The sequence below is a fragment of the Bradyrhizobium sp. SPXBL-02 genome, from assembly GCF_051853065.1.
Taxonomy (GTDB): Bacteria; Pseudomonadota; Alphaproteobacteria; order Rhizobiales; family Xanthobacteraceae; genus Bradyrhizobium.
On record NZ_CP182474.1, the window covers coordinates 286963 to 304951 of the forward strand.

Genomic DNA, 17989 nt, shown 5'->3' on the forward strand with positions numbered 1-17989 from the left:
CCGGGGACTCTAACCTCGCGCCGCTTCCATGCGATTCACGATCCGCTGCCCGATCGGGCTCTTCAACCAGGCCTGGAAACCTGGCCTGTCCCAGCTCATCCGACGCAACACCAGAAGCGATCCATCCGTGTGCGATCGCACGGGATTGTCGGGTTCTGGCTCGAGCGTCCATCCGAGCTTCGACAGATATTGAATGGTCGTCTGGTTGCGCTCCAGCACGAACGCGCGGATGCGGCTCAACTTGAGATCGTCGAACACGAATCTGAGCAGCGGAATGAAGGTGTTCACCGTTGCTCCGCCGTTACGGTGCTCCTTCTTGCCGATGACGGCGCTGACGAGCGCCTCGCTCGCCGCTGCGTTGATGTCGAGGCGAATGAAGCCGACATGCATGCGGCTGCCGCGCTCGAATATCCCGAGCAGCAGCCGTTCGCGCTGATCGAAGGATTTGATGTAGTCGGCGATATCAGCCTTGGTCATCGCGCGCGGTGACGTGTTGAGGACATGCACCGTCCAGGGGTCGGACAACCAGTCCGCCCAGCGCTGCGAGGCGTCATCGCGCTTGATGGTGCGCAGGAAATAGCGCCCGGCCGGAAACCACAATTGCTGCTTGGCGAGACGCTCCACTTTCGGCGGCATGCCGCATCTAAGCAGTTTCGAGTCGGACGATCAATTTGGATGGCTCAACGTGCAGGTCTCGAGCGGCGACGCCTTCTCGGGCGCCGCTCGTGCGCTTCAGCAGACCGTCGGCAGCAGGCGCCGGACTTCGTCGAGCAGTTCGGGAACCGCCGTCTTGTCACCCGCGAGGTGCTTGAGCAGCGCACTCTGGAATAGACCGTCGAACAGCGCATAGAGCGCGCCTGGCGACGACGCCGGCCGCTTGCCGCCGAACTCGGCATAGCGAGAGGCAATGCGCCAGATCATCGCTTCCAGGCTCTTGTCGATCTCGAGCACATCCTTGCGAAACGCCGCCTCGAACATCGCCTGCGAGCGCAAATCGTACCAAAGCCGGTGCATGCGGGCTTCGTTCTGCAGCGTTGCTGCGAGCTTGGCGAGGAAGCCCTCCGTCAATTCGTCGCGGCTCGTTGCGGTCGCGACGACCTCGTCATAGCGCGTCACGCACTTCGCCTTGTAGTGGCGAACGCAGCAGCAGATCAGGTCGAGCTTGTCGCTGAAATAATAGTGAAACACGCCGTGCGTGAACGCCGAGTTCTGCGCGATCTCGCGCAGGCTGGTCCGGGCGAAGCCAAGCTCTCCAAGCGTCTCGAGCGCGGCCTCGGCGAGCTCGATGCGCCGCGCGTTGAACTTGTCGTCCCGCACGATCTCCGCCACGGCCTCTCGCTTCGCCGCCCCTGTCGCTTGCCGCGCCATCGTCGCGCTGTCTCCCGTCTCTTGGTCACCACGATCATATCGTCGGTCATCGTCTACAGACCATCCTCTTTGACAACTGTCAAATTTTTACCTTGACAACTGTCAAGTCCCGGGAGGAGTGTGCGCGCTAAGAAATTTGGACAGTCGTCAAGACGCCAGCAAATGGAGGAAATGCACCCACCGGCGCTGCGCCGCCGGAACGGACTCGCATGCCGTTGCGTAACCGCGCCGGCACCGTGCTGCCAGCCGCAGCACGCACGATCATCAGCGAACAGATCAATTCAACAGATCAGTCCAAGCAAAGGGAGGACGTGCGATGAGTGAGAAGAGTCTTGATGGCCGCAAAGCCCTGGTCACCGGCGGAGCCCGCGGGATAGGAGCCGCCATTGCAGAGGCACTGGCACGCTCCGGTGCGGCGGTCATGATCGGCGACATTCTCGATGACGTCGGCAAGGACAGCGCCGGTCAGATCGCCAGGCTCGGTGTGAAGACCGGCTTCGTGCATCTCGATGTCACCGACGATGCGCAGTGGGAGAAAGCGACTGCTGCGACGAATGCCACCCTCGGCGGCTACGACATCCTCATCAACAATGCCGGCATCGAGATCACGTCGCTGGTCAGCGAGATCAGAGCCGAGGATGCGCGGCGGATGTGCGACGTCAACATCGTCGGCACCGTGCTCGGCATGAAGCACGCCTTCCGCGCGATGCGGCCGGGCGGAGCGGCGGGCAAAGGCGGCGCGGTCGTCAACATCGCTTCCGTCGCGGCGACGATCGCCTTCCCGAGCATCGCGGTCTATTCCGGCACCAAATCTGCGGTCGATCGCATGACACGGGTCGCTGCGATGGAAGCCGGTAAGCTCGGTTATGGCGTGCGCGTCAACTGCATCTATCCCGGCTTGATCCCGACCGACATGGGCCTGCAGCTGGCCAACGACATCGTGAAGATCGGTCTCGCGCCCGACGTCAACGCCGCGGTCGGCTCGGTGGTGGAGCAGACGCCTCTCGGCAAGCTCGCGGAGGTCGGCGACATCGCCAATGCTGCGGTGTTCCTGTGCTCGAACGAGGCGCGCTTCATCACCGGCATCGGACTGCCGGTCGATGGCGGCATGGGCATGTAGCAGAACCTGACAACAAACATTTCGGAGGAACGCAATGAGCGCGAAGAAGCCCGTCATCGTCTATGGCGCGTCCGGCTACACCGGCCGCCTGGTCTGCGAATATCTGCGTGAGTACAACATCCCGTTCATCGCCGCCGGCCGCAGCGCGGAGAAGCTCAACGCCGCAATGAAGGCGAACGTGGCCGGCATCGAGACCGCCGACTACGAGGTGGTGGAAGTGCCGCACACCGTGAGCGCACTGACCGAGTTGTTCAACGGCGCCTCGGTGGTGCTCAACACCGTGGGTCCCTTCGCCAGGTTCGGAGGCGAGGTGGTGCAGGCGTGTTGGGCTTCCCGATGCCACTACACCGACACGACAGGCGAGCAGGACTGGTTGATCACGCTCGAGCAGGAGTGGGGCACCAAGTTCGCCAATGCCGGCCTGCTGCTCGCGCCGGGCATCGCGCAGATGTACACCACCGGCGAGATCGCCGCGCAGCTGTGCCTGGAGACGCCCGGCCTCGACACGCTGGATATCGCCGTGTTCTGGGGCGGCAGCCCGACCATCGCCTCGACCCAGACCATCCTGGTCAACGCCGCGATGGCAAAAGCCTACTATTTGGAACAGAACAAGTATGTCGAGCATCAGCCCGACGCCGGTCTCTACAACCTCGCCATCCCCGGCCAGCATGAGCTGGCGCTGGCGCTGCCCTGGGGCGGCACCTCGCACCCGGTGTGGTTCAAGCGCGATCCGCGCGTTGCCAACGTGAAGGTGCTGGGCGGCGTGTTCAACCGCGCGCTGATGCTGGGCGTGCCGCAGATCGTCGCCGCCGCGCTGGATGCGACCAAGGACATGAGCCCCGACGACCGCTATGCCGCGTTGGCGCAGACTGCCGCCGGCGTGATGAACACCATGCCGCCGCGGGAGAACCCGCGCGTCAACAAGTCGCTGGATTCGGTGCATGCCTCCGGCCCGTTGGGGCGCGCGCACTGCGTCATCAACGGCAACAGCAATTACAAGCAGACCGGCTTGCTGCAGGCCTATGCCGCGGCGCACCTGCTGCAGCAGCCGCCCAAGCGCGTGGGCTTCGCCTCGGGCTGCCAGGCGTTCGGTCACCACGAGCTCCTCGGCCAGCTGCGGAGCTTCGGGCTGGTCAGCAGACCGATCCTCACCGTGCACGACTGAGCAGGATCGCGGGTGGCGCGGTCGCGCGCCACCCGCCAGCCGTTTCGGGGATTGATCATGCGCTTTATCGATTACCTCGACAAAGGTGCCTCGCTCGGCGCCGATGCGCCGTGCCTGACCATGGACGGGCGCGATCTCAGCTATCGCGAGGTGCAGTTGCTGAGCTACCGCGTCGCGCGCGGGCTCGCGCGATCGGGTATTGCTGCTGGCGAGAAGGTCGCAATCCTGTCCGGCAACGATCCGGTCGCGTTCGCATGCGTGTTTGGCATCTCCCGCGCGGGCTCGGTTTGGTGCCCCATCAATCCGCGCAACGAGGCGGCCGAAAACCGGCTCATCCTCGACCAATTCGACTGCAGCCTGCTGCTGTTTCATTCGAGCTTCGCGCCGATGGTCGAGGCGGTGCGTGCAGAGCTGCCGAAGCTGCGCGCCCTCGTCTGCCTCGATGCCGAGTTGCCCTTCGCGCCCTCGTTCGACGGCTGGCTCGCTGGCCTCCCCACCGACCCATATCAACGCGAGACGGTCGACGATCTCGCGATGATTCCCGGCACGGGCGGCACCACCGGAAAGCCGAAGGGAGTCATGCTGTCGGGCCGCAACATCGAGGCCATGACGGCACTGACGCTGATGGGCTATCCCTTCAGGGGTCGTCCGGTCTATCTCGCGCTCGCGCCGTTGACCCATGCGGCCGGCGTGCTGTGTTTTCCGATCATGGCGCTCGGCGGTCGCATCGTGATCATGCATCACCCCGACATCGCCGAATTCCTCGATTTGATCGAGCGCTACCATGTCACGCACACCTTCCTGCCGCCGACATTGATCTACATGCTGCTCGATCATCCCAGGCTCGACTCCGCGAAGCTCGGGTCTCTGCAATGCTTCTGGTACGGCGCGGCACCGATCTCGGCCGCACGGCTTGCAGAGGCGCTCCGGCGCATCGGGCCGATGGCGCAGCTGTTCGGTCAGACGGAAGCGCCGATGATGATTTCGATGATGGCACCTGGCGAGCATTACAATGCTGATGGCACGATCGCGATGGAGCGCCTCGCCTCGGCGGGGCGAATCAGCCCGTTGGTGCAGGCCGGCATCATGGATGGCGACGGCAACTTGCTGCCGACCGGTTCACGCGGCGAGATCGTGGTCCGCGGCTCGCTGGTGATGCAAGGCTACTACAAAAACCCCGAGGCCACGGCGGAGGCCTCCGCGCATGGCTGGCACCACACTGGCGACATCGGCTACGTCGACGACGAGGGTTACCTCTATATCGTCGACCGCGCCAAGGACATGATCATCACCGGCGGGTTCAACGTCTGCTCGATCGAGGTCGAGAACGCGCTGCGGGCGCATGAGGCGGTCCAGGATTGCGCCGTGATCGGGCTTCCGGACGACAAATGGGGTGAGCGGATCGTCGCCGTGGTGCAGCCCCGTGCCGGCCAGAGCGTCGATGCGACGGCGCTGGCGGCCTTCGTCAAGCAGCGGATCGGCAGCGTCAAGACACCGAAGCAGATCGAAGTCTGGCACGATCTGCCGCGCTCCAAGGTCGGCAAGGTGCTGAAGCCGGATATCCGAGCGCGGCTGGCAGGTCGCTCCGGCGGTTAGAGCGTGATGAATTGAGGCTTGATCGCCCAACGACGAAGGTGCGCTCCCTCTCCCGCTTGCGGGAGAGGGTTGGGGAGAGGGTGCTTCCGCAATGGGACAATCCCCAAGAGGAGGAAGCCCTCACCCGGCGCGCGGGACGATGCTTCGCATCGCCCGGACGCGCCGACCTCTCCCGCAACGGGGAGAGGTTGCACCGAGTCCGCGGCAATCGATTCGACCTAAAGCCATTCCGCTCTAATCCGAGAGCCGCTCCAGCACGTCGCGCACCAACCCTTGCAGAAGATCGAGCTTGTAGGCCGTCATCGGCAATGGTTTGGCGCCCGAGCTCGCCGCTTTCGCTGCTTCCGCGATCGATGTCGCATTGGCAGTCTTGCCACTGAGCGCGACTTCCACCGCGGTGAGGCGAAGCGGCACGGGCGCGACGCCGCCGGCAGCGAGGCGCACGAGCTGGAACTTGCCGCCGGCGATCACGACGCGGGCGCAGAGCTCCACCAGCGGCCATTCCGCATAGGTCCGGCTGATCGCGCGCTTGTAGGAAGCGCGCTCGCCCTCGAGCGGAGCAGGAAGCGCAATGCTCTTGATCATCTCGCCTGCTGCGAGTGTATGATCGGCGTGCGAGACCGAGCCGTCGCCGAGCAGGCCGGCAATCGTCAATCCGCTGCGCCGGTCCGTGGTGATGGTCGCATCATAGGCGAGCAGAGCCGCCGCCATGGTCGAGGGATGCGGCGCGACGCAGTCGCCGAGGTCGAAGGCAACGCCATAGAGGTGATTGCCGGACCGGGCAGGGCAGGTGCTGCCGCTTTTCTTCAGGCAATCGATGTCGGCCCGGCGGAAATACCAACAGCGCGAACGCTGCGCGAGATTGCCGCCGAGCGTTGCAACCTGGCGCACCTGTGGCGTGGCGAGCCCTTGCGCGCTCGCCGCAATACCGGGATAGGCGGCGGCGATGCGCGCGTCGGTCGCGATCGTGGCGATGGTGGTCAGCGCGCCGATCCGGGCTGCTCCGTCGGCGTCCCAGGTGATCGTCTTGTCGCCGGTGGCCGAGATATCGATCAGCATTCCCTGCGACACGCCGCTGCGGCGGCGTTCGCTGAAGTCGGTGCCTCCGGCGCGGAATTCCGTCGTGGGCTTGGCAGTGGGCTTGGCGGTCATGACGGCGACACTCATGCTGCATCCCTCCCTTTCAGCGCGGCCACCAGACGATCGGGCCGGAACGGAATTTCGGTCAGTCTCACGCCGATCGCATCGCGGATGGCGTTGGCGATCGCGGGCGAGGTCGGCACGGTGGCGACTTCGCCGATGCCGACGCTGCCGCCCGGCACATGCTCGAAACCGGCCTCGTCGAAATGCACTTCCAGTTTCGGCATGTCGGCAATCCCCGGAATGCGGTAATCCTCCATGCTGCCGCTCAGGATGTGGCCGCTCGAAGGATCGGTCTCCCGCGACTCATAGAGTGCGTAGCCGATGCCCTGGATCACCGCGCCTGCGGCCTGGCTTCGCGCCAGCGTCGGCGCAGCGAGCTTGCCGATCGCGAGGCCCGTATAGGCGTTGAGCACGCGCACATGGCCGAGCCAGGTATCGACCTCGACCTCCATCACCTGGACCGAGCTCGGCACGCCGGCGCCGACCACCATGTGGTTCATCAGACGCAGCACCCAACCGAACACCCGGCCCATGATGCCCGCCTCGTGCAGAGCGGGCCTGACGCCGGGCGGCGGCCTGCCGTCCTCCTGGCGTCTCGCCGACACGGCGATATCAGGAGAAGCCGCGATCATCTCGCGCCATGGCGCGTTCGAGCCCGGAGCAGGTGTGCGAGACGCGGTGCGCTTGATTTCCGCTTTCAGCTTGTCGATGGCGAGCAAGGTCGGCGGCACCACCGAAGCGGTGACACGGCTGCCGCCGGAGCCCGGTCCGGGCGGCAGGTTGGAGCGGCCGATGCGAACGTCCACATCCTGCGGCTCGAGATCGAACGCCTTCGCGACGGTGTTCGCGATCACGCTGCGCGTGCCCGTGCCGATATCCTGTACCGCGCAGCTTGCGACGATGCGTCCGCCCTTGATCGCGAGTTCGACCGAGGAGCCGGTCTGCCAGAGATAGAGCCAGTAGCCGGTGGCGACGCCGACGCCGCGCCGGTAGCGGCCGGTTTGCGAGGCGGCCGGCTTGCGGTTCTTCCAGACGTCGAGGCCGGCGGCCCAGTCGTACAGTCGCTGGCGGTTGGGATCGGGGTCCCAGAGCCTGCGCAATTGAATCGGATCGACCTTCATGCGCAGCGCCGCTTCGTCGACCGCCTGCTCCAGCGCAAACGACATCGGTGGACCGCCGGGGCCGCGGAACGGCGCGCCGGGCGGCAAATTGCTGAGCACGTCGAAGTCGACGAGCTCTTTTGCTTCGGCCGGATAGATCAGCCGCGCCAGGCCGGCGATCAGCGAGTTCACGGCGGCGCCGGTATCGGCATGGGCGGTGAGCGACAGCGCCTTGAGGCGGCCTTCCGCCGAAGGCAGCAAGGACAGCTTCAGCTCGGCGGCCGGACGATAGCCGGCGACGGAAAGCTCTTCTTCACGATCGAAGGCGACACGCACCGGCGCCTTCGCGGCGCGCGCAAGCTCGATTGCGGCGATGGTCTCCAGCCCGACGCTGCCCTTGGAGCCGAACCCGCCGCCGACATGATCGGCGATCACACGCACCTTGTCGTGCGGAAGGCCATAACGCTTGGCGATCTTCTCCATGCTCTCGTGAATGGCCTGGGTCGAGATGTGCATAATGAGCTGATCGCCATCGAACCTGGCCACCGCGGCATGTGGTTCGAGGCTTGCGTGCTGTTGCGTCGAGACGCGGAAGGTCTCCTCTATCAGCAGCGGATTGCGTTGCTGGCGCGCCTCGTCGAGCCAGCTCCTGGCCCGCTTGGCTTTTTGCGAGAACGGCGCCGAAGGCCCGCGCACATTGCCGTTCCACGACACCGGAGCGCCGCCGGCGCCCTCGGACACGTTGCCGGCACGCTTGCGGTCCTTCTTTTCGAACACGACGGGCGCATCGTCGCGTCGCGCTGCATCGAGCCCGATCACCGCGGGCAAAGGCTCGGGCTTGAAGCTGATCGCGGCAATTGCCTTCAGTGCGGTGCCGCGATCCCTGGCCGCGACGGCTGCAATCGGCGCGCCGACGAAGCGGACCATGTTGTCGTCGTCGAGCAGCGGAACCACCGCGGCAACACCGGGAATAGTACGCGCCGGCGCCAGATCAAGCCCGGTGATCCTCGCATGCGCGACGTGCGCGCGCAGGATGACGCCTTCGAGCTGGCCGTCATGGCGGATGTCGACCGTGTAGCGGGCCAGTCCCGTCACCTTGTCGCGGGCTTCCAGCCGCGGCGCGATGGGATCGTTGCCGTCGAAGCGGCCTGAACAAGCCTCCGCCACCGCGCGAAAAATGCCTTCATAGGCGCCGCAGCGGCAGAGATGTCCCGATAGCGCGGCGGCGATCTCCTCGCGCGAGGGTGTCGCCGCGCCCCTGGTCGCGCGCCAGCTGTCATGGAAGGCGGTGGCATCGACGACGAAGCCGGGCGTGCAGAAGCCGCATTGCAGGGCGTCGTGCGCCATGAACGCCTTCTGCACCGGATGCAATCCGGCCGCTCCGACGCCCTCGATGGTCGTCAGCGATTTGTCGGCGGCCGCCTGCGCCGGCAACAGGCAGCTCACGACCGGCGTGCCCTCGAGCAGCACGGTGCAGGCGCCGCAGACGCCGGAGCCGCAGACGAGTTTGGTGCCGGTGAGGCCGCCGTCGCGGATCACGTCGATCAAGAGCGCATCCGGATCGTCGGGCAGCACCAGGGGCCGTCCATTGATGGTCGTGGTGGTCATTTTCGAACTCCCGGTTTGCGGTGGGACTTCTTTGCGGACGGCGCCATCGCGCCGGCGATCAGCATGCGCAGCATGGTCTCCAGCTGTTTCAGGAATGCGTCGACCGGCTGCATGGAAGGGAACGCGGATTTGGTGCCGTGGATCGCCATCTCGACGCAGCGCGCGAGCTCGCGCACGCTGACGCCGCTTTCGAGGTTAAGCTTTCGCTTGCGGCACACCCGCGCGATCGTGGTTGCGATCTCGTCGGCAAAACGGTTGGAATAGCTCTGGTAGAGGTCGCGCGCCTGCGCGAGGTGCTCGGAAAACAGCTCCTCGGTGTGGGGCGAGTCCTTGAGCGAAGCGAGCAGCGACTGCATCCGCGCGCCGATTTCGGCGACCAGGATGTCGGCAAGCTCGAGGCCGGCCTCTTCCGCCGCCTTCGCTGCCGCGATTTCGGCAGCGAGCCCCTGCTCGTAGATCCGCTCGAGCACGGCGCGAAACAGCGCCTCCTTGGAGGCGAAGTGATGATAGAGCGCCTGCCGCGTCAGTCCGGCTTCCTCAGCCGCCTGCTCGATCGAGGAGCGGCGGAAGCCGTGGCGCCGGAACACGCGCAAGGCAGCGTCGAGGATCCGGTCCTGGGGAGGGGCCTTGGCCTGCATTTTGTCAGATTTGACAAAGATGCAGGAACTGTCAAATCACGGATTGATGAGGTCTCGTGCGCGCATGAAGGCCGCCCCCGCACGCCAGGGCTATCGGAGTTGAGAGTTTTCCCCTGCGGCCATCCTTCGAGACGCCCGCCTGAGGCGGGCTCCTCAGGATGAGGGCGGGGTGCGCGGCAGCAGTTTCAACGGGCGCTGACGCTGATGAGCCTCATCCTGAGGAGGCGCGTCAGCGCCGTCTCGAAGGACGAGGCGTGCGCGCAAACCGCCGCCACAAGTCATATGCGATAGCCAGTGCCCCCACCCGGGCAGGGACATCGCCTCTCAAATGAAAACGGGCACGCCTTCTTGCGAAGGCATGCCCGCCAAAACCCTATTCGTGCGACGCGCGTGCTTTAGTGCACGCTCACCGCTTGCAGCTCGTTGCTCCAGGCGTTGGCGACCGCGGCTTCGCGGCTGTCGGTCAGCATGATCGGCGTGCCGTCGGCGGCATGGAGGGCGAACAGCTTGAGGCCAGGCGCGATCTTGGGCGCCTCGGGGAACAGGTCCGGCACGTCCTCGGAACGGATCTGCTTCACATAGGCGATATGGCCTTCGCCCAGGGTTGCCAGCGTCTCAGGAGAGACGTTCTTGGCTTCGTATTCGAACGCAACGTGACCTTCACTCATGGTCTCGACTCCTCTGGAACACTAAGCGGTCGAGTCCGCTACTCGTTCCATTATTCGTGCTCATTGATAGCGATTGTCTTAACGATCCGCTCCGGTTCAGGCCGGGCCAGATCGATCGACAACAGCCCGTTCTTCAGATCCGCACCCAGCACCAGCATCCCCTCCGCCAGCACGAAGGTGCGCTGGAAGTGGCGCGCGGCGATGCCGCGATGGATGTACTGCCGGGACTTGTCGTCCTGCTGCCGCCCGCGGATCACGAGCTGGTTTTCCTCAATGGTTACATCGAGTTGGTCGCGCGTAAATCCGGCGACCGCCAGCGTGATGCGCAAACGCTCGGGCTGGCCGTCCGTGCGGTCGCACCTCTCGATATTGTAGGGAGGATAACCGTCGGCGCCTTTGACGACCCGATCGAGCACGCGCTCGATCTCGTCGAAGCCCAGCAGGAAAGGACTGGAGAGCGTTGGAACACGAGACATAGTTTACAAAGTCCTCTCGAAGCGACTTTGGTGCATCAGGGCCCGCGAACGGCACCCCTTGATCAGCAATATGGGCATGTTCCCCTGTGGGTTCAAGCAGGTAGCGGGGATCGCTGTGGATGGGCGATTTTCCCCACTCGCCGGATGTCTCCGGTTCGTCATGGCCGGCATGACCAATTTCGAGGCGATTTATCCCAGCAAAAACAAACCCCCTCCTACTGTGCATGGGGTTGTTTTCGCACTTTTGTTGTCTGGCTCTTCGGATCCCCTCAGGCCTCGATCCGCTTCCGACCGTCGCCGCTGAACAGATGCAGCTTCGCCCGCACCGCCGCGACGCGGATTCTCGCGCCGATGGCGGGGGCCTGGGTTCCGGGAATGCGGACGATGACCTCGCCGGGCGGCAGCTCGCCGGGCGTGGCGGCGACGCGCTGGTCCTCCTGTTCGCGGGAACCGTAGACGAAGGTTTCGGCGCCGACGCGCTCGATCGCTTCCACGGTGAGCGGCAGGGCGACGCCGCCGGCCGGCGTTTCGTCGGTGATGACAAAGTCCTCCGGGCGGATGCCGAGGATGCCGGCATCGGCAGCAGTGCTGCCGGCGAGCTGCGAGCGGATCTCCTCGGGCCGCGTCGACATCAGGTTCATCGGCGGCGCGCCGATGAAGGAGGCGACGAAGGTCGTCGCCGGCTTCTCGTAGATCGCCAGCGGATTGCCGACCTGCTCGACCTGGCCGCCGTTCATCACGACGAGGATGTCGGCGAGCGTCATAGCCTCGAGCTGGTCATGGGTGACGTAGATCGACGTGGTGTTGAGCCGGCGCTGCAACTTGCGGATCTCGACCCGCATCGCGATGCGCAGCTTGGCGTCGAGGTTGGAGAGCGGCTCGTCGAACAGGAACACCTTCGGCTGGCGCACGATGGCGCGGCCCATGGCGACGCGCTGGCGCTGGCCGCCGGAGAGCTGGCGCGGCTTGCGCTCCAGCATGGCGGAGAGCTCGAGCACGCGCGCGGCTTCCTCGACGCGGGTCTTGATCTCGGCCTCGGCCATGCCGCGGTTGCGCAGGCCATAGGCCATGTTGTTGTAGACGCTCATATGCGGATAGAGCGCGTAGTTCTGGAACACCATCGCGATGTCGCGATCGGCGGGTTCGATCTGGTTGACGACGCGGCCGCCGATGTCGATCTCACCGCCGGTGACCGTCTCCAGCCCCGCGACCATGCGCAGCAGCGTGGACTTGCCGCAGCCGGAGGGGCCGACCAGCACGCAGAACTGTCCGTCGCCGACATCGACGTCGACGCCCTTGATGGCCTCGAAGCCGCCGGGATAGGTTTTGCGGACGCTGCGCAGGGTGACGTTGGCCATAAGTCTCTACTTCTCCGTCTCGACCAGGCCGCGCACGAACAATTTCTGCATGGCGACGACGACGAACACCGGCGGCAGCATGGCCAGCACGGCGGTTGCCATCACGATCGGCCATTCGGTCAGCGCGTCGGTGGTGGTGATCATCTTGCGGATGCCGATCTGGATGGTCTGCATGTCGTCGCGCGTGGTGATCAAGAGCGGCCAGAGATATTGATTCCAGCCGAGGATGAACAGGATCACGAACAGCGCCGCCATGTTGGTGCGCGACAGCGGCAGCAGCGTATCCCAGAAGAAGCGCAAGGGGCCGGCGCCGTCGATGCGCGAGGCCTCCAACAGCTCGTCCGGCACGGTCATGAAGAACTGCCGGAACAGCAGCGTCGCGGTGGCCGATGCGATCAGCGGCAGCGACAGGCCGGCATAGCTGTCGAGCATGTGCAAATCGGCGACGATCTTGTAGGTCGGATAGATGCGGACCTCGACCGGCAGCATCAGGGTGATGAAGATGAGCCAGAAGATCGGCATCCGGAACGGGAAGCGGAAATACACGATCGCATAGGCCGAGATGATCGAGATCGCGATCTTGCCCACCGCGATCAGCAGCGCCATCACCAGCGAGTTCAGCATCATGTTGCCGACCGGCTCGCGGGTCGAGCCGCTCGTGCCGACGAAGATGGTCTGGTAGTAGGTCTCGAAGAAGTGGCCGCCGGGCAGCAGCGACATCTGCCCGTTCGCGATCACGGCGTTGTCCTGGGTCGAGGCGACGATTGCGATGTAGACCGGGAAGGCGACGATCGCGATTCCGATCCACAGGATGATGTGGGCGACGTAGCGCCGAAAGCCCTCTTCCTCGACCATCAGTAGGTCACCTTGCGTTCGACGAAGCGGAACTGGATGCCCGTGAGCACGATCACCATGATCATCAGGATCACCGACTGCGCCGCCGAGCTGCCGAGATTGCCGCCGAGCAGGCCGTCGGAATAGACCTTGTAGACCAGCGTCTCGGTCGACTTGCCGGGGCCGCCGCGGGTCATGGTGTCGATGATGCCGAACGTGTCGAAGAAGGCGTAGACGATGTTGACGACCAGGAGGAAGAAGATGGTCGGCGACAGCAGCGGGAAGGTCACGGTCCAGAACCTGCGCATCGGGCGCGCGCCGTCGATCGCGGCGGCCTCGAGCACGCTTCTGGGGATGCTCTGCAGGCCGGCGAGGAAGAACAGGAAGTTGTAGGAGATCTGCTTCCAGGCGGCGGCCAGGATGATCAGCGATGCGGCCTGGTCGCCGTCGAGCAGCGGATTCCAGTCGATGCCCAGAGTGCGCAGGTAGCGCGAGAGCACGCCGAGCGAGGGATGCAGCATGAAGATCCAGAGCACGCCGACGACGGGCGGCGCCACCGCATAGGGCCAGATCAGCAGCGTGCGGTAGAGCATCGAGCCGCGCAGCGGCTTGTCCGCCATCACGGCGAGCAGCAGCGCGAACGACAGCGACGACACCGCGATCGCGAACGAGAAGAAGAAGGTGCGCAGGATCGCCTCGAAATAGGCGCGCTCCCTGAACAGCTCGAGATAATTCTCGAACCAGACGAAGCTGGTCGAGAGGCCGAAGGCGTCCTGGAGCAGGAAGGACTGGATCACCGCCTGCAAGGCCGGCCAGTAGAAGAAAATCAGGACGATCGCGAGCTGCGGCGCAACCAGCGCATAGGGCAACAGCTTCGACTGGAAAATGGCTTGCTTTTGCATGATGCCCCAGAGAAGCGGCAGGCCGGCTGACCGGCCTGCCGCTGGTCGCCTTACTTCACGGCGGTCTTTTCGAACTGGCGCAGCATGGTGTTGCCGCGCTCGACGGCGGCGTCCAGCGCCTGCTTGGCGGTCTTCTTCCCCGCCAGTGCCTGCTCGATCTCCTCCGCCCAGACGTCACGGAGCTGCACCATGTTGCCGAGGCGCAGGCCGCGCGAATTCTCGGTCGGCTCCTTGTTGGTCAGCTCGAGCAGCGGCGTCTCGAGATAGGGCTGGTCCTTGTAGAAGCCCTCGGCCTTGGCCTTATCATAGGCCGCCTTGGTGATCGGCAGATAGCCGGAGGCCTTGTGGATGTAGACCTGGCGATCGGTGTCCGAGAGGAAGGTGAGGAACTTCGCGACGCCCTTGTAATCGTCCGCCGGCTTGCCGCCCATCACCCAGAGCGAGGCACCGCCGATGATCGAGTTCTGCGGCGCGCCCTTGGCGTCCGGATAATAGGGCATCGGCACGGCGGTGAAGGCGAACTTGGCCTGCGCCTTGACGTTGCCGAAGAACGCCGACGAGGTCAGGTAGAGCGGGCATTCGCCCGACGTGAAGCGGCCTTCGCCGGTGTTGGTGCGGCCGGCATAGTCGTAGGTCTTGTCCTTCTGGAGCTCGACCAGGTTCTCGAGATGCTTGACCTGGAGCGGCCCGTTGAAGGAGAGCACGGTGTCGAAGCCGTCGAGGCCGTTGGCCTTGGTCGACAGCGGCACGTTGTGCCAGGCGGACAGCTGCTCGAGATTGACCCAGGTGACCCAGGAGTTGGAGAAGCCGCAGGTGGCATGGCCGGCCGCCTTCAGCTTCTTGGCGGCGTCGAACACTTCAGGCCAGGTCTTCGGGATCTCGACATTGGCCTTCTTCAGCTCGTCGAGGTTGACCCACATCACGGTCGACGACGAGTTGAAGGGGAAGGACAGCATCTCGCCTTTCGAGGTCGAGTAGTAGCCGGTGATCGCGGGCAGATAGGCCTTCGGATCGAACTTCTCGCCGGTCTCGGCCATCAGCTTGTAGACCGGCTTCACGGCGCCGGTCGCGGCCATCATGGTGGCGGTGCCGACCTCGAACACCTGCATGATGTGCGGCGCGTTGCCGGCGCGGAACGCGGCGATGCCGGCGTTCATCGTATCGGCGTAGTTGCCCTTGTAGGTCGGGATCACCTTGTAGTCGCTCTGCGTGGCGTTGAAGTCGTTGGCGAGCTTGACGATGACGTCGTTGTTGGCGCCGGTCATCGCGTGCCACCACTGGATTTCGGTCACGGCAAGTGCCGGCGAGGCGCCGAGACCAACCGCGAGCGCGACAGCCGCAGCCGCGCCAAAATGTCGAAGAGCCATCAAGAAAACCTCCCTTGCCCGTCACTAAGAAGCGCTTGCGCTAGCAGCGCCATATGACGTTCACATGACTGTGTAAGCGGGAGAAACGAAAGCAGCAAGCGCCGCCAAATGGGAAGTCGTCAAATAGGCGAACACGGAGCGGTCAGCCAACGCCGTTCGCGCTGCACATGCGTGCGCGCGCCGCAGTGCGGCATTGGTTGATGGGAAGGGTGAGGCCCTTAGCGCTTGCGCTCGGGACCGCAGACCGTGCCTTTTTCGACCATCGCGTCGATCTCGGCCTTGGAGTAGCCGAACTCGCCCAGCACCTCGGCCGCGTGCTGGCTGAATTTCGGCGGCACGCGGCGCAGGCTGGGCTTGCTGCGGTCGAGCCGGATCGGTGAGGCGACGCCCTTGTACCAGTCCTTCTCGATGATATCGCCGCGCGCGATCGTGTGCGGGTTGGTCAGCGCCTGGTCGATCTTCTGCACAGGCCCCGCAGGCAGGCCCGCCGCGAGCAGGCGGTTGCACAGCGGCTCGGCCTCGTGCTGGCTGAACACGGCGGCGAGCTCGGCGCGCAGCGCCTCGCGATTGGCGATGCGGTCCTTGTTGCGGGCAAAGCGCGGATCGGTGCCGAGCTCGGGCTTGCCGATCTCCTTGGCGAGCTTGCGGAAGGTGCCGTCATTGCCGACGCCGATGAAGATGTTGTCGGTCTTGGTCGGGAAGATCGCGTAGGGCACGAGGTTCGGGTGCTCGTTGCCGGTGAGCGAGGGCGGCTTGCCATGCATGAAATAATTCGCGGTGTGCGGATGCATGATGGCAAGGCCGGTCTCGTACAACGTCGTCTCCAGGAACTGGCCCTTGCCCGAACGCTGCCGCTCCGACAGCGCCATCAGGATGCCGATCGCCGCATAGAGGCCGGTGGTGATGTCGACCAGCGGCACGCCGATCCGCATCGGCCCGCTCTCGGGCGAGCCGGTCGCCGCGATCATGCCGGTCATGGCCTGGATGATGGCGTCATAGCCGGGATTGCCGCCGCGCGGGCCGTCGGCGCCGAAGCCGCAGATGCGGCAATGCACGAGGCGCGGATATTTCTTGCTGAGGACGTCGTTGCCGATGCCCCATTTCTCCAGCGTGCCCGGCTTGAAATTCTCGATCAGGACGTCGGCCGTTTCCAGCATCTTCAGCAGCACGACACGCCCGCCTTCGGAGGCGAGGTCGAGGCCGATCGAGCGCTTGTTGCGGTTGATGCCGACGAAATAGGCCGCATCCTCCTCGTGGAACGGAGGGCCCCATTCGCGCACCTCGTCGCCCGCGGGCGGCTCGACCTTGATCACGTCGGCGCCGTGGTCGGCGAGGATCTGGGTGCAGTAGGGACCGCCGAGCACACGCGTGAGATCGATGACGCGCAGTCCGCTCATGGCACCCGTTGCGGCTTCAGAACTCATGCCTTCGCTTCTCCTGTGTCGGTCGTTCGAGCACAGGCCTAGCGAGGTTTGTTTGCGCCAGCAATGGGCCCTCGCGTAGGGCCGCATGCGCGGCTGCGCTGCCATGCCGCGCGGTGGCAAATTCAGTCGGAAGCGGCCGGCCCGAGGGGGATCCCGGGCCAGCCAATCCGTTCTGCCGATCAGACGACCGTCAGGCGAACGTCGACATTGCCGCGCGTGGCATTGGAGTACGGGCACACCTGGTGGGCCCTGGCGACCAGCGCCTCGGCCTCCGCGCGGGCAAGGCCCGGCAGCGAGACGGCAAGATCGATGTCGAGGCCGAAGCCGCCTTCCGAGCGCGGGCCGATGCCGACGGTCGAGGTGACGGAGGCATCGGCCGGAACCTTCGGGCCGCCCTGCGAAGCCACGAACTTCATCGCGCCGATGAAGCAGGCAGCATAGCCGGCCGCGAACAGCTGCTCGGGATTGTTGCCGGCGCCGCCGCCACCGCCGAGCTCCTTCGGCGTGGTGAGTTTGACGTCGAGCGCGCCGTCGAGGGTCGCAGCATGGCCGTCGCGGCCGCCGGTGGCCTTGGCGCTGGTCTTGTAGAGGACGTTCACGGACATTTTCGTCTCCTCGGGTCTTTCCAGGTTGGGGTGTGAGCTTTATCGCAGGCAATTAGATTGCGCGCAATCTAAATCGGCGCGTCTCACATTTAATTGTTCGCAATTGAATGCGCCGCCGGCCGGGCCCAGAATGGGAGAAACGCACGAGATTCGTCATGGCCCGGAAATCAACGGCGGTCGACCCGCTTCGCCTCGACAACCAGATCTGCTTCGCGGTCTATTCCGCCACGCACGCCTTCAACCGCGTCTACAAGCCGCTGCTCGATCGGCTCGGCCTGACCTATCCGCAATATCTGGTCATGCTGGTGCTGTGGGAGCGCGACGACGTGCCGGTGAAGGACATCGGCGAGAAGCTGTTCCTGGATTCGGGCACGCTGACGCCGCTGCTCAAGCGGCTCGAGGCCGCCCATCTCGTCAAGCGCACCCGCTCGCGCGAGGACGAACGCCAGGTGCTGATCGCCCTGACGCCGCAGGGCCATGCACTGAAGGAAAAGGCGCGCGCCGTGCCGCACTCGATCCTGGCGGCATCGGACTGCTCGGTGTCGGAGCTGGTGGCGATGAAAGACGAGATCGTCGCGCTGAGGGATCGGCTGAATGCGGTGATCGGGGAGTAGGGG

At 65.0% G+C, this 17989-nt stretch carries 17 protein-coding genes; 4 read left to right on the top strand and 13 right to left on the bottom strand.

Annotation, left to right across the window (positions count from 1 at the left end; genetic code table 11):
* Nucleotides 1–9: 9 nt before the first annotated feature.
* Both ACNJYD_RS01350 and ACNJYD_RS01355 read right to left on the bottom strand, forming a co-directional pair.
* A complete protein-coding gene (locus ACNJYD_RS01350) occupies nucleotides 10–636 on the bottom strand; it encodes a GNAT family N-acetyltransferase (RefSeq protein ID WP_439365125.1) in 627 nt (208 codons plus the stop codon).
* A 96-nt stretch (nucleotides 637–732) separates the two neighbouring features.
* Nucleotides 733–1368, bottom strand: a complete 636-nt coding sequence (locus ACNJYD_RS01355) for a TetR/AcrR family transcriptional regulator (RefSeq protein ID WP_172788617.1) — start codon at nucleotides 1366–1368, stop codon at nucleotides 733–735.
* Nucleotides 1369–1684: 316 nt separating this feature from the next.
* Between ACNJYD_RS01355 and ACNJYD_RS01360 the strand changes: the two genes are divergently transcribed.
* Genes ACNJYD_RS01360 through ACNJYD_RS01370 form a run of 3 tightly spaced genes read left to right on the top strand, consistent with a single transcriptional unit; the run spans nucleotide 1685 to nucleotide 5249 of the window.
* The gene (locus ACNJYD_RS01360; protein ID WP_439365126.1) at nucleotides 1685–2488 is read left to right on the top strand and encodes an SDR family NAD(P)-dependent oxidoreductase; all 804 of its coding nucleotides are present in this window, start codon (nucleotides 1685–1687) and stop codon (nucleotides 2486–2488) included.
* A 34-nt stretch (nucleotides 2489–2522) separates the two neighbouring features.
* A complete protein-coding gene (locus ACNJYD_RS01365) occupies nucleotides 2523–3653 on the top strand; it encodes a DUF5938 domain-containing protein (protein WP_439365127.1) in 1131 nt (376 codons plus the stop codon).
* Nucleotides 3654–3710: 57 nt separating this feature from the next.
* Nucleotides 3711–5249, top strand: a complete 1539-nt coding sequence (locus ACNJYD_RS01370) for an AMP-binding protein (protein WP_439365128.1) — start codon at nucleotides 3711–3713, stop codon at nucleotides 5247–5249.
* A gap of 234 nt (nucleotides 5250–5483) precedes the next feature.
* Here the strand turns inward: ACNJYD_RS01370 and ACNJYD_RS01375 are convergent, their stop codons facing one another.
* The 11 genes from ACNJYD_RS01375 to ACNJYD_RS01425 form a co-directional block, all read right to left on the bottom strand.
* A complete protein-coding gene (locus ACNJYD_RS01375; protein ID WP_439365129.1) occupies nucleotides 5484–6416 on the bottom strand; it encodes an FAD binding domain-containing protein in 933 nt (310 codons plus the stop codon).
* A complete protein-coding gene (locus ACNJYD_RS01380; RefSeq protein ID WP_439365130.1) occupies nucleotides 6413–9100 on the bottom strand; it encodes a molybdopterin-dependent oxidoreductase in 2688 nt (895 codons plus the stop codon). The genes ACNJYD_RS01375 and ACNJYD_RS01380 overlap by 4 nt, the downstream gene beginning before the upstream one ends.
* Nucleotides 9097–9738, bottom strand: a complete 642-nt coding sequence (locus ACNJYD_RS01385) for a TetR/AcrR family transcriptional regulator (RefSeq protein ID WP_212257933.1) — start codon at nucleotides 9736–9738, stop codon at nucleotides 9097–9099. Before ACNJYD_RS01385 ends, ACNJYD_RS01380 begins: the two co-directional genes overlap by 4 nt.
* 395 nt (nucleotides 9739–10133) lie before the next feature.
* Complete coding sequence (locus ACNJYD_RS01390; RefSeq protein ID WP_018645064.1) at nucleotides 10134–10406, bottom strand: DUF1150 family protein; 273 nt, start codon at nucleotides 10404–10406, stop codon at nucleotides 10134–10136.
* Between the two features lie 50 nt (nucleotides 10407–10456).
* Nucleotides 10457–10882, bottom strand: coding sequence for an Hsp20 family protein (locus ACNJYD_RS01395; protein WP_025032962.1), 426 nt, complete (start codon nucleotides 10880–10882; stop codon nucleotides 10457–10459).
* 269 nt (nucleotides 10883–11151) lie between these two features.
* Entirely contained in the window at nucleotides 11152–12240 is a 1089-nt protein-coding gene (locus ACNJYD_RS01400) for a sn-glycerol-3-phosphate import ATP-binding protein UgpC (RefSeq protein ID WP_212257731.1), read from the bottom strand.
* 6 nt (nucleotides 12241–12246) lie between these two features.
* Nucleotides 12247–13095 (bottom strand): sn-glycerol-3-phosphate ABC transporter permease UgpE, encoded by an 849-nt coding sequence (ugpE, locus tag ACNJYD_RS01405; RefSeq protein ID WP_172788610.1) that lies wholly within the window; start codon nucleotides 13093–13095, stop codon nucleotides 12247–12249.
* On the bottom strand, nucleotides 13095–13976 hold the full coding sequence (gene ugpA, locus ACNJYD_RS01410; RefSeq protein ID WP_212257730.1) for a sn-glycerol-3-phosphate ABC transporter permease UgpA: 882 nt from the start codon (nucleotides 13974–13976) through the stop codon (nucleotides 13095–13097). The genes ugpE and ugpA overlap by 1 nt, the downstream gene beginning before the upstream one ends.
* A 50-nt stretch (nucleotides 13977–14026) precedes the next feature.
* The gene (gene ugpB, locus ACNJYD_RS01415; RefSeq protein WP_439365131.1) at nucleotides 14027–15343 is read right to left on the bottom strand and encodes a sn-glycerol-3-phosphate ABC transporter substrate-binding protein UgpB; all 1317 of its coding nucleotides are present in this window, start codon (nucleotides 15341–15343) and stop codon (nucleotides 14027–14029) included.
* Nucleotides 15344–15561: 218 nt separating this feature from the next.
* A complete protein-coding gene (locus tag ACNJYD_RS01420; RefSeq protein WP_439365132.1) occupies nucleotides 15562–16767 on the bottom strand; it encodes a CaiB/BaiF CoA transferase family protein in 1206 nt (401 codons plus the stop codon).
* A gap of 179 nt (nucleotides 16768–16946) precedes the next feature.
* Nucleotides 16947–17372 carry an organic hydroperoxide resistance protein gene (locus ACNJYD_RS01425; protein ID WP_439365133.1) on the bottom strand — a complete coding sequence of 142 codons (426 nt, stop codon included), beginning with the start codon at nucleotides 17370–17372 and terminating at the stop codon, nucleotides 16947–16949.
* Between the two features lie 155 nt (nucleotides 17373–17527).
* Between ACNJYD_RS01425 and ACNJYD_RS01430 the strand changes: the two genes are divergently transcribed.
* The gene (locus ACNJYD_RS01430) at nucleotides 17528–17986 is read left to right on the top strand and encodes a MarR family winged helix-turn-helix transcriptional regulator (protein WP_172788607.1); all 459 of its coding nucleotides are present in this window, start codon (nucleotides 17528–17530) and stop codon (nucleotides 17984–17986) included.
* Nucleotides 17987–17989: the final 3 nt, after the last annotated feature.